Below are 14,865 nucleotides of genomic sequence, written 5' to 3'. Positions count from 1 at the left end.
GCGGCTCCGGCGGCTCGACCAGCGATTTCGCTGGTCGAGCCCGGCGAGCGCCAGCGAGCCGGTGTCGAGACCAACACAGTTCGCTTCGCGTCAGTCCTGGAACGCGGCACCCTTCTCGATCAGCGCGTCGACGTCGGTGACGCCCCATGCGGTGAGGGCCTCGCGGGTGTGCTGGCCGGCGCTGGCGGCCGGCCCCGCACCCAGGGTGGAGGTGGTGCGGCTGAACCGCGGGGCGGGAGCCGGCTGGGTGACACCGTGGTGGGTGACGTACGTCTGTCGGGCCTGCAGGTGCGGGTGCGAAGCGGCCTCGGAGGGGGTGAGGACGGGGGCGACGCAGGCGTCGGTGCCCTCGAAGATCTCGGCCCACTCGGCCATCGTCTTCGACGCGAAGGTCTTGGTGAAGAGGTCGCGCATCTCGTCGTAGCGCTCCATCTCGTACTGCCCCGGGCAGACTCCGTCGAGCCCGAGCCGGGTCACCATCTCGGCGAAGAACTTGCCCTCGAGCGCACCGACCGCGACCTGGCGGCCGTCGGAGGTGTCGTAGAGGGCGTAGAACGGCATCGCCCCGTCGAGCAGGTTGCTCTGCCGCTGCTCATGCCAGGAGCCGGAGGCGAGCATGCCGGAGATCATCGTGGCGAGGTGAGCGGTGCCGTCCACGATCGCGGCGTCCACGACCTGGCCCTCGCCGGTGGTCTTGGCTTCGACGAGCGCGGCGAGGATGCCCATGACCAGATAGGTCGATCCGCCGCCGAAGTCACCGAGCAGGTTGAGCGGGAAGTGGGGTCGGGCCCGGTCCTGACCGAGCCCGTTGAGCACACCGGTGGTGGCGATGTAGGTGAGGTCGTGACCGGCCGACTGAGCCAGCGGACCGTCCTGACCCCAGCCGGTCATCCGGCCGTAGACCAGCCGCGGGTTGCGCTCCAGGCAGGTCTCCGGCCCCAGCCCCAGCCGGTCGGTGACCCCGGGGCGCAGCCCTTCGATGAGCACGTCGGCCGTCTCCACCAGGCGCAGGACGGTCTCGACGGCGTCCGGGTTCTTGAGGTCCAGCGCGACGCTCGGACGGCCTCGGGTGAGCAGGTCGCCGGCGCCGCCCCCGAGAATGTTGCCGCCCGGACGATCGACCCGGATCACGTCCGCGCCCATGTCAGCAAGGATCGTGCAGGCGTGCGGCCCCGGCCCGATCCCGGCCAGCTCGACGACCTTGACCCCGCGGAGGGGACCGGTGCCCTGGCCCAGGGCCACCGCAGTAGAAGGGGGTCTCGACAAGCTCGACCACCGGGGGCTGGATTTCTCCATCGACTCAGTCATGCCGGCCATACTTGCAGGATCCCGTTTCACAGAGTCGAGAACCCTCCGCCTGGCATCACGGATCCCAGCGCCCGCGTCCGATACGCTCCGAGACACACTCGCCGGTGCACAGGAGCAGAGAAGTTGTCTCGGGAATTTCCCCCATCCCCCCAGTCCCAGCCGACCAGCTCGGTCAGCCCGCTCACCGCGAACGACCCCCGCGAGATGGGTCCGTACACGCTCACCGGCCGCCTCGGACACGGCGGCATGGGCGTCGTCTACCTGGGCGAGGACGCGGCGGGTATGCAGGCGGCGGTGAAGGCGATCCTTCCGGAGCTCACGTCCGACCCGGGGTTCCGTGCGCGGTTCGAGCGAGAGATCCAGGCCGCCAAGAAGGTGGAGAGCCGGTTCACCGCGCGGGTCCTCGACGCCGACCCCGGTGCCGAGCAGCCCTGGATGGCGAGCGAGTACGTCGCCGACCCGCCGCTCAGCAAGCTGGTCGGGTCCGGCCAGCGGCTGCCGGAGATCGACGTACGCCAACTGGTCGCCGGGGTTGCCGAGGCTCTCGCCGCGGTGCACACCACCGGCCTGGTCCACCGTGACATCAAGCCGGGCAACATCCTCTACGGCGCCACCGACCCGTGCGTGATCGACATGGGCATCGCCCGCTCGGTCGACGGCACCGCGCTGACCCAGACCGGCAAGGCCGTCGGCACCTACGGCTACCAGGCTCCCGAGCAGGTCCAGACCGGCACCTTCTCCAGCGCCGTCGACATCTGGGCGCTGGGTCTGGTCGCGTTCGTCGCCGCCACCGGCCGCTGGCCGTTCAGCGGCGAGATCGGCTCGATGGGGCACCTCCTCACGGGGGAGTCCCCCAACCTGAGCCTCTGCCCGAACTATCTGCGCCCGTTGGTCGCCGCCTGCCTGGCCGAGGCGCCGGCCTCCCGACCCTCCGCGGCTGACATCCTCGCCACCAACGGCGACTGGACTCTGCTGCCCGCCCCGGCCACCTCGACGGAGGAGACCTTCGTCGGCATGCCGCCCCAGGGACTCCCTGCGGCTGCCGGGATCGCTCGCGCACCGTGGTCCCCGGGCGACACCGCCGACCTGCCCACTCGGGCGCCCACGTTCCCTGAGCCGGCCCAGCCGTCGAAGCGACGCTGGAAGATCGCCGTCCTGGCAGCCGCGGCAGCGGTCCTGGTCTCGGCAGGCGTGGCCGTCGCCGCCAGCACCGTCCTCCTGCCCGGCCGGGAGGACGCACCGAAGGTCGGCGAGGTGACCCCTTCGGCCGAGCCGACCGCCGGCCAGAGCAGCAGCGCGCCGACAACGCCGGTGGGCGGGTCCGTGGACACCAGGACGAGGCCCGAGGTCGACGAAACGCCTGAGGACGAGGGTGCCGAGCGCGACGACGAGATCGTCCCCAGCAACAGCGTGCCCAGCGACGACGCAGCGCCGTCCGAGGCGCCGGAGCCGAGCGCTCCTGCCCCCACCGAGCCGACCAGCGAGCCGGTCAGCCCGACACCGACCGCCGAGCCGACCGAGACCGCGACCCCCGAGCCGACCGAGCCACCTGCCGAGGAGCCGACGACGCCCGCGGCGTCCTGAGGAACGCCGTCGGGTCGTTCGGGTGGTCTCGACAGGCTCGATCACCTGGCGGCGTGGATGGTCTCGACGAGCTCGACCACCGGGTCCGGGTTGGATCGATCAAGGTGGCCGGGGCTCTGGGAGTCCCGATAATCGAGCCTGGCTGAGTGCGCCGCGCGCCCGAACGGGCCGAGCCTTCCCGAGCAACCGAAAGTTGAGCTGTGAGCAACACCGACGAGACCTTCAACGACTGGCAGCACCGCGAGGAGCTCGCGGAGACGATGATCCCGATCATCGGCAGGCTCTACCGCGAGAAGGATGTCACCATCCTGGTCCACAGCCGGTCGCTGGTGAGCAAGTCCGACATCTCGATCCTCAAGGCACACCGCTTCGCGCGCCAGATCGAGGGCGAGGAGCTCTCCGTCACCGAGACGTTCCCGCTCCTCCAGGCCGTCGCCAAGCTCGACCTGGGCCCGTCGAAGATCGATCTCGGTCTGCTCGCCGTCCAGTACGCCGAAGACGAGCGCGACCTCTCCCCCGACGAGTTCGTCGCCGAGAAGCTGGCCGGCGCCACGGGCGGTAACAAGCTCGAGCGCAACGGCGGCCAGGACGTCGTGCTCTACGGCTTCGGCCGCATCGGCCGCCTCGTCGCCCGCCTGCTCGTCGAGAAGGCCGGCTCGCGTCACGGGCTGCGGCTGAAGGCCGTCGTCGTCCGCAAGGGTGGCGAGGACGACCTCATCAAGCGCGCCTCGCTGCTGCGCCGCGACTCGATCCACGGTCAGTTCGCCGGCACGATCACGGTGGACGAGAAGAACGGCGTGATCATCGCCAACGGCAACCCGATCCAGTTCATCTACTCCAACGACCCCACGACGGTCGACTACACGGCGTACGGCATCAAGGACGCCATCCTCATCGACAACACCGGCAGGTGGCGTGACCGGGAGGGCCTCTCCCAGCACCTGCGGCCGGGCGTCAAGAAGGTGCTGCTGACCGCGCCGGGCAAGGGCGACGTCCCCAACATCGTCCACGGCGTCAACCACCAGACCCTCAGCGGCGACGAGTCCGTGATCTCCTGCGCTTCCTGCACGACCAACGCCATCGTGCCGCCGCTGAAGCTGATGGAGGACCGCTTCGGCATCGTGCGCGGTCACGTGGAGACGGTGCACTCGTTCACCAACGACCAGAACCTGCTCGACAACTACCACAAGGCCGACCGTCGCGGTCGCTCCGCACCGCTCAACCTGGTCCTGACCGAGACCGGTGCTGCCTCCGCTGTCGCCAAGGCGCTCCCGGACCTGAAGGCGAAGATCACCGGCAACTCGATCCGCGTCCCCACCCCGGACGTCTCGATCGCGATCCTGTCGCTCTCGCTCAAGAGCGAGACCTCGAAGGAAGAGGTCGTCGACTACCTTCGCGAGGCGTCGCTGACCGGTGAGCTCCGTCGCCAGGTGGACTTCACCACCGCTCGCGACGCGGTCTCCTCCGACTTCATCGGCTCCCGCGCCGCCTCGATCGTCGACGGCAACGCGACCATCGTCGACGGCGACTCCGCGATCCTCTACGTCTGGTACGACAACGAGTTCGGCTACTCCTGCCAGGTCGTCCGCACCGTGCAGTCGATCTCGGGTGTCGAGTACCCGACCTTCCCGGCCCCGGCTGCTGTCTGAGCCTGACTTCTACGCTGCCCCGTCTCGTCCGGTCTCCGGATGAGACGGGGCAGCTTGGTCCCAGGCCCTGAGGATGGTGTCGGTGTCGGTCAGGCCGACCTGAGCGACATCGCGCAGTACCGGGGCAGATCGGAGCCACATCTCGTACTCGAGCCGCTCCTTCTGCTTGTCGGCATCGACTCTGAGCCAGTCGACCTCGCGCAAAGGCCCGTTCGTCGGCACACCCCAGACCGTCACCGTCGGGCCGTGCTCGAGGGGCAACCAGGTCTCTTTCATGGCCTCGAACCAGTCGCCCGGCAGCTCAACCTGGAACGTACGAGGCGGCGTGCTGCGGTTCGCCGCCGGCGGTGCACCTTCGTCATAGGTGTGACCGGTGACCTCCGCTCCGAACACCACCCAGCTGGCGACGGTCGCGACCAGGGGGAACCGGCGATCACGACCGAGCCGGACGATGACCGGCCGGACCGCATCCAACGTCTGTTCCGCGCAGCGCGGCCGGGCCAGCAACGCAGCGAGCCTGCGCTCGTCGTAGAAGATCGCGCTGCCGACCTTCTGTCCGGGACCGGCGAGGCCGGCGGTCAGGACCCTGTTCGCCTCGACCTTCCCGATCATGTGCAGATCGCAGATCCGACGTATCGCCTCGCGCGTCGTGATTCGTGAAGTGGCCCCCATGGGCAGGGACGCTACGAAGAGATGCTCCCACCGTGCGACCGAAATCAAGAGCCTGTGGAAAACCCTGTGGAAACCGCGCACGGGCGCCCACCGGCAGAGGCCAGAACCGTTCCTTTTACTAGACGATGACGCTTTGTGAACGGTTCACAAGGTGTCATCGTCTAGTAAAAGGAACGGGCATCGGGGTGACGCTCAGGAGCGGACGCGGGCGAGGAAGGCGCGGGTACGCTCCTCGACGGGGTCCCCGAAGAGCTGCTCCGGCGGACCCTGCTCCAGGACGCGGCCGCCGTCGAGGAAGCAGACCTTGGTGGCGATCTCACGGGCGAAGGACATCTCGTGGGTGGCGAGCACGAGGGTCGTCCCGGCCTCTGCCTCGGCCCGGACGATCTCCAGCACCTCGCCGACGAGCTCAGGGTCGAGGGCGGCGGTGATCTCGTCCAGGAGCAGCAGACGCGGTCGCGTGCACATCGCCCGCACCAGCGCGACCCGCTGCTGCTGACCTCCGGAGAGAGCATCCGGATGAGCGTCCGCCTTGTCGGCGAGGCCGAAGCGGGCCAGCAGCGTCCGCGCACGATCGGCCGCCTCGTCCGGTCGCACACCGTGCACCCGCACCTGCGCCAGCGTGCAGTTGTCGAGCACCGACAGATGCGGGAAGAGGTTGTAGGCCTGGAAGACCATGCCGACCTCGCGGCGGACCGAGCGCGGGTCCACGAGCGGGTCGGAGATCTCCCGGCCGTCGAAGGTGATGATCCCGTCGTCGATCGTCTCGAGCAGGTTCAGGCAGCGCAGCAGGGTCGACTTGCCCGAGCCCGACGCACCGATCAGGCAGACCACGTCGTGCTCCGCGACGGACAGGTCCAGGTCGTCGAGCACGACCCGGTCCCGGTACGCCTTCCGCAGCCCCTTGGCCTCCAGCAGCGGGGAAGCCACCAGCGCGGGCGTCGGCTCTGACATCGGCTCCGTCATCGGCCCTGCTCCTTCTCGATCTGTCGCCGCATCAGCCAGTCCGTGAGCCGGGTGAGCGGCACCGCGACGATGAGGAAGTACGCCGCGGCGACCAGCAGCGGCGTGCCGTTGAAGTTGTAGCCCTGGTAGTCCTGGGCCGTCCGCAGCGCCTCGAAGACACCGACCGCCGAGATCAGGGCGGTGTCCTTCTGGAGCGAGACTAGGTCGTTCATGAGCGGCGGTACGACGCGGCGTACGGCCTGCGGAAGGACCACGAAGCGCATCGTCTGCGTGTGAGTCAGCGCCAGCGCCTCGGCCGAGGCGACCTGGGTGGGATGGATGGACAGGATGCCGGCACGGAAGACCTCGGCGACATAGGCGCCGTAGCAGAGCACCAGGGCGAACGTGGTCAGCCAGAACAACGAGTTGGTCACCCCGGCCAGGCCCAGCGCCGGGATGCCGATGCCGCAGATGACCACGACCAGGATCGACGGCACTCCGCGGAACAGGTCGGTGTAGCCGGTGGCCAGGAACCGCAGCGGCGCCAGCCATGGGGAGGTCGTCTGGCGCGTGATGGCGACGAGCGCTCCGAGGATGAGTACGCACGGCTCGGCGATCAGGAAGATCCGGATGTTGATCCAGAACCCCTCCGCGATCGCCGCGAACGAGTCGCGCGCGTGCGACCAGCTCAGGAAGTAGTCCCGGACCCGGTCCCACCCGGGCGAGGAGACGACCAGCAGGCCCACCCCGACCGTCACCACCACGGTCACCACCGTGGCGATGACGATCTGCTGCAGCTTCAGCCGGCGGCGTACGGCCTGCCTCTCGAGCTCCCGCTCGCTCGGAACCCACTTCCGCTGTCCCCGGTGGTCGAGCTTGTCGAGACCCATCACTTCAAGACAGGAACGGAGACGACGTCAGAGAGCCACTCCTTCTCGAGGGCCGCGAGGGTCCCGTCCTTCTCGAGCGCGGTCAGCGCCTCGTCGAGGCACGGAGCCAGGCCGCTGTCCTTCTCGGTCAGCAGGCCGAACTCCTCCGGCGTCGAGCTGCTCTCGAACTGCCCGGTGATCGTGCTGCCCTCGATCTCGGCCGCGGTGATGTAGAACGCGGTCGGCAGGTCGAAGACGAGCGCGTCGACCTGACCGTTGAGCAGCGCCTGCTTGGCCTGGTCGCTGGTGTCGAAGACCAGCGGATCCGTGCTCGGCTGCACGTCCTCGCGGATCGCGGTGAGCGAGGTGGTCGCCGTCTGCGCACCGAGCTTGAGACCCTTGAGATCAGCCAGCGATGCCGCCTTGGCCGCGTCGTCCGCCATCGTCACGACCGCCTGCGAGGCCGTGTAGTAGCCCTGCGAGAGGTCGACGACGTTCGCCCGCTCGGGCGTGATCGAGATCTGGTTGATGTCGAAGTCGAACTTCTTCGCGCCCGGCGTGTAGGAGGTGTTGAACGCCTGCTTGACCCAGACGACGTCGTCCTTCGCGAACCCGAGCTGGTCGGCGACCGCGTAGGCGACCGCCGACTCGAAGCCCTTGCCGTTGTTGGGGTCGTTCTCGGAGAACCACGGTTCGTACGCAGGAGAGTCGGTGCCGATGGTCAGCTTGTTGTCCTGCTTCAGCGGCAGATCCGCGGCCTTGCAGGAGGCGGGGGCGCCGCCCTCGGCGCTGGTGTCGCTCTCGCTCCCGCACGCGGACAACGTGGCAGCGAGGGCGAACGGAACGACGAGAAGGGCGGTGAGGCGAGTACGCATGTGCCGAAGCGTAAATGGGACGGCCGCTGGCCGCTTCTTATTACTCATGAGTAGCATACGTCCATGGCGTACGAATCCCTGCTCTCTCCGCTGACGATCGGGTCGCTCACCCTGCGCAACCGGGTGGTGATGGGGTCGATGCACACCGGTCTCGAGGACCACGCGTGGGACATTCCCAAACTGGCAGCCTACTTCGCCGAGCGCGCACGCGGCGGCACCGGGTTGATCATCACCGGCGGCTACGCCCCCAACAAGCGTGGCTGGTTGAAGCCGTTCGCCAGCGAGATGAGCTCCCGGCTGCACGCCGCCCAGCACCGCCGGGTCACCGCGGCGGTGCACGAGGAGGGTGGCGCGATCGCGATGCAGGTGCTGCACGCGGGCCGCTACGCCTACACGCCGTTCTCGGTCAGCGCCTCGGCCATCCAGGCACCGATCAACCCGTTCAAGCCTGCGGCACTCTCCGACAAGGCCGTGGACGCGACCGTGAGCGACTTCGCCAAGAGCGTGGCGCTGGCGAAGCGGGCGGGCTACGACGCGGTCGAGATCATGGGCTCCGAGGGCTACCTGATCAACCAGTTCCTCGCGGAGCGGACCAACCAGCGCGAGGACCGCTGGGGCGGCACCACGACCAACCGGATGCGGTTCCCGGTGGAGATCGTGCGCCGCTCACGCGAGCTGGTCGGTGACGACTTCCCGATCATCTTCCGGCTCTCGATCCTCGACCTGGTCGAGGACGGGCAGACCTGGGAGGAGACGGTCGAGCTCGCGTACGCGCTCCAGGACGCCGGGGTCTCGGTCTTCAACACGGGCATCGGCTGGCACGAGGCTCGCGTACCCACCATCATCACCCAGGTCCCGCGCGGCGCTTGGCTGGACATGACCGCTCGCCTCAAGGCCGAGGTCAGCGTGCCGGTCTGCGCCTCCAACCGGATCAACACCCCCGAGCTCGCCGAGTCGGCGATCGCCGAGGGCAAGGCCGACCTGGTCTCGATGGCCCGACCGCTGCTGGCCGACCCCGAGTTCGCCAAGAAGACCGCCGAGGGTCGCACCGACGAGATCAACACCTGCATCGCCTGCAACCAGGCCTGCCTGGACCACGCCTTCTCCAACAAGGCCGCCTCCTGCCTGGTCAACCCGCGCGCCGCGCGCGAGACGACGCTGGTGCTCCGCCCGACCAAGCTCAAGCAGACCGTGGCCGTCGTCGGTGCCGGCCCGGCAGGCCTCGCCGCCGCCACCTCGGCTGCCGAGCGTGGTCTCTCGGTGACCCTGTTCGAGAAGTCCTCGCAGCTCGGAGGCCAGTTCCGGCTCGCCATGGAGGTGCCGGGCAAGGAGGACTTCAAGGACACCCTGCGCTACTTCACCCGGCGCCTGGAGGTGCTGGGGGTGGAGGTGCGTCTCGACACCGAGGCCACCACCGCTGACCTGGAGCCCTTCGACCACGTCATCATCTCCACCGGCGTCACGCCGCGGCTCCCGCAGATCGCCGGCTCCGAGGACGACCGGGTCGTGACGTACGCCGACGTGCTCGCCGGCCGGGTCGTCCCGGGCCACCGCGTCGCGGTCATCGGCGCCGGCGGCATCGGCGTCGACGTCTCCGTCTGGCTGACCCACCGACCCGAGTCCCTCGACGGGTGGAAGGCCCGTTGGGGCGTCGGCGATCCGGCGACCTTCCGCGGCGGTCTGACCAGGCCGGTCCTGGAGCCCCCGGCCCGCCAGGTGACGCTGCTGCAGCGCAAGGCCACCCCGATCGGGATCGGCCTCGGCAAGACCTCGGGCTGGGCCCACCGCGCCCACCTGAAGCAGGACGGCGTCAAGCAGGTCCGGGGTGCGACGTACGACAAGATCGAGGCCGGCGACGACTCCGTCACCCTCCACTACGCCGTCGACGGCGAGCCGCACACGCTCGAGGTCGACCACGTGGTCCTCTGCGCCGGTCAGGAGTCGGTGCGCACTCTCTGGCCCGAGGACGAGTCCGCCACGAAGGGCGCGAACAAGAGCTGGCACCTGATCGGGGGCGCCGACGTGGCTGCCGAGCTCGACGCCAAGCGCGCGATCCAGCAGGGCACCGAGGTCGCCGCCGGGCTGTAACCTTCGTCGCATGAGTGACTGCCTGTTCTGCAACATCGTCGCGGGCAACATCCCCTCGACGAAGGTCTACGAGGACGACGAGACGTACGCCTTCATGGACATCGCCCCGGCGGCCGAAGGCCACACGGTGGTGGTGCCGAAGACGCACACGAAAGACGTCCTGGAGTCCGACCCTGCGGTCTTCGCCGCGACCGCGAAGGCCGCCCAGGCGGTCGCGAAGCGGGCCGTCGACGTGCTGCAGGCGGACGGGGTCAACGTACTCAACAACTGCGGGTCGACCGCCTGGCAGACGGTGTTCCACCTGCACTTCCACGTCATCCCGCGCTACACCGACAAGTCCAAGGACTCGCTCACGCTGCCCTGGGTGCCGTATCCGGGTGACCTGGACGCGATCAAGGCGATCGGCGAGAAGCTCGCGTTCTAGCCCGTCGAGTCATCCCGTGGGGGCGCCCTCGGCGTGAGCGGCGACCAGCTCGGCGTACCAGGCGAAGGACCGCTTCGGCGTGCGCACCCCGGCGGCATCGACGTGCACCAGGCCGTACTTCCCACCCACGCCGTCCTCCCAGTCCTTGCCGGTGAACGGCGCCTCCCAGCCGTCTCGGTCGAGCAGGGTGTAGGCGTAGAAACCGCGCACGTCGACACCGCGCTCGATCGCGGCCGAGACCGCTTCCAGGTGTGCCTCGAGGTAGTCGATCCGGGCCTGGTCGTCGACCTCGCCGTCGACCAGCGGGGCGTCGTACGCAGCACCGCACTCGGTCACCACGATCGGCGGCATCGCCGCGCGATAACGCGCGCGGGTGATGATCAGCCACTCGCGCAGGGCGGTGGGCACCACACCCCAGCCGGTGTCGGTGGCCGGATGACCGACGAGCGGCACCATCCGGAACGGGATCTCGTCGCCCTCGGCTGAGGCGCCGATGCGCTGCGGGGCGAAGAAGTTGACCCCGTAGAAGTCCAGCGGGGAGCGGATCACGGCCATGTCGCCCGGCATCACGACCTCGTCGGCGAGGCCGGCGAGGTCGCGTGGGTAGCGGCCCATCAGCATCGCCTCGAGGGGCACCGCGTTCCAGGCCAGGTCGACGAGCTTGGCCGCACCGACGTCGGCAGGGTCCTCGGAGAGCGGCCAGATCGGCTCGTGATGGTTGGCGCACCCGACCGACTCGACCCCGGCTGCGCGCAGCACCTGGACGCCGCGGCCGTGGGCGAGGAGCAGGTGATGCATCGCCGCGACGAGTCCCCAGCCGGCGCGACGACCGGGAGCGATGGTGCCGAGCCCGTAGCCGAGATAGCCGGCCACATTGGGGTCCTGGACCGGCACCCACTCCGGGACCCGGTCACCGATCAGCTCCACGACCGTCTGGGCGTACTCACCGAAGGCATCGACCGTGGCGCGGTTGAGCCAGCCACCGTCGGCGACCAGCGGCTCAGGGAGCTCGCCGGCGTAGAGCGTGACCGACGGGCGCAGACCGGCCTCGAGCAGCTCGTCGACCAGGCGGTCGTAGCGAGCGCGGGCATCCGGATCGACGGCACCGCGACCACCCGGCTGGAACTCACGCCAGGAGACCGCGAATCGGTATCCCGGCGCACCGAGACGTTGAAGCAGCGCAACATCCTGCTCGCCCCCCGGCCGGGTGGCGTCTGCAGTGCCGAACAGGAAGCCAGTCGGGAACTTGGGAAACGCCACGGCACAATCATGACTGTGACTGCCCAGATCCGCCGAGGAACCGCCCGATTCACAGAGCGGCCGCCCGGCCTCAGACCAGGAAAAATAACCTGGCACACCTACTCCTTCGGCCCCCACTACGACCCCGACCGCATCGGCTTCGGCCCGATCGTGGCGTACGACGAGCACCTGCTGCGCGACGGTGAGGGGTTCGACACCCACCACCATGCCGGTGTCTCGATCGTCACCTGGCCGTTGTCCGGCGAGGTGACCCACACCGACTCGACCGGGGCCACCGGCACCGTCTCCCCCGGCCAGGTCGGTGTCTTCACCACCGGCGACGGCGTCGACCACTCGGAGTTCGCCACCGCCTCCAGCACCCGGTTCATCCAGGTCTGGATCGCCGGCAGCACCGGCGCGCCGGCGTACGCCGTCCACGACGTCGTCGCGCGCGAGGGTGCATGGACCGAGGCCGTGTCGCTGCCCGCAGGGACGCTGTACGTCGCCCGCATCGGCACCTCCGGCCCGTCCGAGATCACCCTTCCCGAGGCGCGGCTCCGCCACCTCCACATCGCCTCCGGCGCGCTCCTGCGCAGCGGCATGGCCGAGCCGCTCGTCGCCGGTGACGCCTTCGAGGTGACCGCCGGCGAGGACCTGTCGCCGGAGTTCACGATCAGCGCCGGCGTACCGACCGAGCTTCTTCTCTGGTGCTTCGACTAGCGCCTGGGTGAACGCGTGGGCCGCCATCTTGACCGACGAGAACGGCTCACTTTGCAGGCCTACGATGTCCCGAAGACACCGACCGAGGAATTCGCCGGACAGGACCAGCCCCACCTGGGTAGTGTCCGCGCCAGACTGCTCAACTTGAAGGATGGCCGTAGTGACGACGTTCCTGATCATCGGAGCCGTCGGGCTGGGCCTCCTGCTCGTGTCGCTGGTGATCGGCGATCTGCTCGACGGCTTCCTCGGCGGCCTGCTGGACTGGCTGGAGGGCGACTGGTTCTCGACCGCGGCGCTGGCCGGGTTCGTGTCGGCGTTCGGGTTCGGCGGGGCCATCGCCCACGGCCCGCTGTCGCTGCCCCTGCTGCCCACCATCGCGGTCGGCTCTGTCGTCGGGGCGCTCTTCGCCTGGTTCGCGCTGTGGCTGACCCGCCTGCTGAAGGAAGAGCACACCGACGCGGCACCTTCGGGGGACGCCGCCGTCGGGCTGGACGCTGCTGTGATCACCACGATCCCGGCGGGCGGTTTCGGCGTGGTTCGGGTCGCCCTCGGGGGCCACACGGTGACCTACAACGCCAAGGCGCCCGACGACGACGAGGAGATCACCCCCGGCACCGCCGTGCACGTGACCGGCGTCCTCTCACCGACGGCAGTCACTGTCGCGCCGACCTGGCGCGAGATCACCTCCTGACCTGAAGGGGTCCCCATGGAACTGCTGGTGCCGATCGCCGGCCTCGCCGTACTTCTCATCCTGCTTCTCCTGCTGGTCACCAGCCGCTACAAGGTCGCCGGACCCAACCAGGCTTTCATCGTCACCGGCCGCAAGGGCAAGGCGGTCCTCAACCCGGAGACCGGCCAGCTCACCACCGACCTCTCGGGGCAGAAGGTCGTGCTCGGCGGCGGCGTCTTCGTGGTCCCGTTCGTCCAGAAGCTGGCGACGATGGACCTCTCCTCGCGCCGGATCTCGGTCCAGATCCGCGGCGCGGTCTCCGGGCAGGGCATCAAGCTGAACCTCGAGGGAGTCGCGATCGTGAAGGTGGGCGGCAACGCCGACCAGATCCGTCTGTCCGCTCAGCGGTTCCTCTCCCAGCAGGAGGAGATCGAGCCCTTCACGCAGGAGGTGCTCGCCGGCGCGCTGCGCTCGATCGTCGGCGGCCTGACCGTCGAGCAGATCATCCGTGACCGGGCCGCGTTCGCCCAGCGGGTCGCCGACGAGTCCGAGTCGTCGCTCACCGGCCAGGGTCTGATCCTGGACACCTTCCAGATCCAGGACGTCACCGACGACGGCTCCTACCTGGCCAACCTCGGCCGCCCCGAGGCGGCACGCATCACCCAGACCGCCTCGATCGCCGAGGCGGAGGCCCGGCGTGCCTCCGAGCAGGCCCGGATCAAGGCCGAGGAGGAGATCGCGGTCGCTCAGCGCGCACTCGCCCTCAAGCAGGCCGAGATCAAGGCCGAGACCGACGCCGCCACCGCCACGGCAGCCGCCTCCGGGCCCCTGGCCCAGGCCGACCGCGACCAGGCCATCCTCACCGAGCAGGAGAAGGTCGCCGTACGTCAGGCGGCGCTGACCGAGCGCCAACTCGAGACGCAGGTCCGCAAGCCCGCCGACGCCGAGCGCTACCGTGTCGAGCAGGAGGCTGAGGCTCGCCGCAGCTCCGAGATCGCGGCCGCGGAGGCGCGCAAGGCGTCCACCATCGCCGCGGCCGAGGCCGACGCCGAGCAGGCCAGGCTCAGCGGTGAGGCGGAGAAGGCCCGCCGCGCCGCGCTGGCCGAGGCCGAGGCCATCGAGGGCGCCAAGCGCGGTGACGCGCAGAAGTCGCTGCGTCTCGCCGGCGCCGAGGCGACCCGGGCCGAGGGTGAGGCGAGCGCTGCCGCCACGCTGGCCATCGGACAGGCCGAGGCGGAGGCGATGGAGAAGCGCGCCTCGGCGTTCGAGTCCTACAACGACGCCGCCGTGCTGCAGATGCTCATCGAGGTCCTGCCGCGGGTCGCCAAGGAGGTCGCCGCGCCGATCAGCGCCATCGACAACCTCACCGTGCTCTCCACCGACGGTGCCGGTGCCATCCCGAAGCAGGTCAACGACAACGTCGTCCAGACCCTCGCCATGCTCAAGACCACGACCGGCATCGACCTCGGATCGATGCTCCGCAAGGCGGCCTCCGGCAACGGTGAGAACGACTCCACGGCGGCTCCCTCCGCCGAGCTGCCGAGCTGACCGATCCACACGTTGCCAACACCCCGGTCACCAATCCTGTTGAAAAGGGGCATTGGCGTGACAGCCAGGAACAAGTCTGGTTATGTATCCACGTCGACGTAGGGAGGGAGCACTCCAAGCCTCGACCGGGCCTCGCGGCCGAAAGGCCGCCAGGCTCGCTCCTCGAGTCTCTCTACTGTTCCCCCCGTCGGTAGAGGGACACCGAGGAAACTGAATGTGGCCCGGCCTCACGGCCGGGCCACATCTCATTTCGGCCGCAGGCGCAGAGCGGCGG

13 protein-coding genes are annotated in these 14,865 nt (G+C 69.4%); 7 read left to right on the top strand and 6 right to left on the bottom strand.

The genetic code is table 11. From position 1 onward, the window contains the following. Positions 1-90 precede the first annotated feature (90 nt). A complete protein-coding gene (locus H5T77_RS23985) occupies positions 91-1,242 on the bottom strand; it encodes a CaiB/BaiF CoA transferase family protein (RefSeq protein WP_292653126.1) in 1,152 nt (383 codons plus the stop codon). 270 nt (positions 1,243-1,512) lie between these two features. Here H5T77_RS23985 and H5T77_RS23980 point away from each other — a divergent pair, with 270 nt between their 5' ends. Together H5T77_RS23980 and H5T77_RS23975 are read left to right on the top strand one after the other, a co-directional pair. Then, positions 1,513-2,892, top strand: a complete 1,380-nt coding sequence (locus H5T77_RS23980) for a serine/threonine-protein kinase (RefSeq protein ID WP_292653125.1) — start codon at positions 1,513-1,515, stop codon at positions 2,890-2,892. 200 nt (positions 2,893-3,092) lie between these two features. Further along, on the top strand, positions 3,093-4,541 hold the full coding sequence (locus tag H5T77_RS23975; protein ID WP_292653124.1) for a glyceraldehyde-3-phosphate dehydrogenase: 1,449 nt from the start codon (positions 3,093-3,095) through the stop codon (positions 4,539-4,541). Between the two features lie 9 nt (positions 4,542-4,550). Here the strand turns inward: H5T77_RS23975 and H5T77_RS23970 are convergent, their stop codons facing one another. The 4 genes from H5T77_RS23970 to H5T77_RS23955 all read right to left on the bottom strand — a co-directional run bounded on the left by H5T77_RS23970 (position 4,551) and on the right by H5T77_RS23955 (position 7,902). Then, positions 4,551-5,153, bottom strand: a complete 603-nt coding sequence (locus tag H5T77_RS23970) for a hypothetical protein (protein WP_292653123.1) — start codon at positions 5,151-5,153, stop codon at positions 4,551-4,553. A 252-nt stretch (positions 5,154-5,405) separates the two neighbouring features. Then, positions 5,406-6,179: an amino acid ABC transporter ATP-binding protein gene (locus tag H5T77_RS23965; RefSeq protein WP_292653122.1), complete on the bottom strand. Its 774-nt coding sequence runs from the start codon at positions 6,177-6,179 to the stop codon at positions 5,406-5,408. Next, positions 6,176-7,048 carry an amino acid ABC transporter permease gene (locus H5T77_RS23960; protein ID WP_292653121.1) on the bottom strand — a complete coding sequence of 291 codons (873 nt, stop codon included), beginning with the start codon at positions 7,046-7,048 and terminating at the stop codon, positions 6,176-6,178. The genes H5T77_RS23965 and H5T77_RS23960 overlap by 4 nt, the downstream gene beginning before the upstream one ends. Continuing rightward, on the bottom strand, positions 7,048-7,902 hold the full coding sequence (locus H5T77_RS23955) for an ABC transporter substrate-binding protein (RefSeq protein ID WP_292653120.1): 855 nt from the start codon (positions 7,900-7,902) through the stop codon (positions 7,048-7,050). The genes H5T77_RS23960 and H5T77_RS23955 overlap by 1 nt, the downstream gene beginning before the upstream one ends. Positions 7,903-7,965: 63 nt before the next feature. Between H5T77_RS23955 and H5T77_RS23950 the strand changes: the two genes are divergently transcribed. Both H5T77_RS23950 and H5T77_RS23945 read left to right on the top strand, forming a co-directional pair. Continuing rightward, positions 7,966-9,990 (top strand): NADPH-dependent 2,4-dienoyl-CoA reductase, encoded by a 2,025-nt coding sequence (locus H5T77_RS23950; protein ID WP_292653119.1) that lies wholly within the window; start codon positions 7,966-7,968, stop codon positions 9,988-9,990. 10 nt (positions 9,991-10,000) lie between these two features. Then, entirely contained in the window at positions 10,001-10,414 is a 414-nt protein-coding gene (locus tag H5T77_RS23945) for an HIT family protein (RefSeq protein ID WP_292653118.1), read from the top strand. Positions 10,415-10,423: 9 nt separating this feature from the next. On the opposite strand, the gene H5T77_RS23940 is transcribed toward H5T77_RS23945, so the two are convergent. Further along, a complete protein-coding gene (locus tag H5T77_RS23940; RefSeq protein WP_292653117.1) occupies positions 10,424-11,674 on the bottom strand; it encodes a glycoside hydrolase family 1 protein in 1,251 nt (416 codons plus the stop codon). A 15-nt stretch (positions 11,675-11,689) separates the two neighbouring features. Between H5T77_RS23940 and H5T77_RS23935 the strand changes: the two genes are divergently transcribed. The 3 genes from H5T77_RS23935 (at position 11,690) to H5T77_RS23925 (ending at position 14,591) form a co-directional block, all read left to right on the top strand. After that, positions 11,690-12,373 carry a pirin family protein gene (locus H5T77_RS23935; RefSeq protein ID WP_292653116.1) on the top strand — a complete coding sequence of 228 codons (684 nt, stop codon included), beginning with the start codon at positions 11,690-11,692 and terminating at the stop codon, positions 12,371-12,373. A 160-nt stretch (positions 12,374-12,533) separates the two neighbouring features. Next, positions 12,534-13,064, top strand: coding sequence for an NfeD family protein (locus tag H5T77_RS23930; RefSeq protein ID WP_292653115.1), 531 nt, complete (start codon positions 12,534-12,536; stop codon positions 13,062-13,064). Positions 13,065-13,079: 15 nt separating this feature from the next. Further along, positions 13,080-14,591, top strand: a complete 1,512-nt coding sequence (locus tag H5T77_RS23925) for a flotillin family protein (RefSeq protein WP_292653114.1) — start codon at positions 13,080-13,082, stop codon at positions 14,589-14,591. Positions 14,592-14,865 lie beyond the last annotated feature (274 nt).

This window comes from Nocardioides sp. (assembly GCF_014360585.1).
Lineage (GTDB): Bacteria > Actinomycetota > Actinomycetes > Propionibacteriales > Nocardioidaceae > Nocardioides.
Note: the sequence above shows the minus strand (reverse complement) of the source record. Positions and strands in the feature narration are given on the sequence as shown.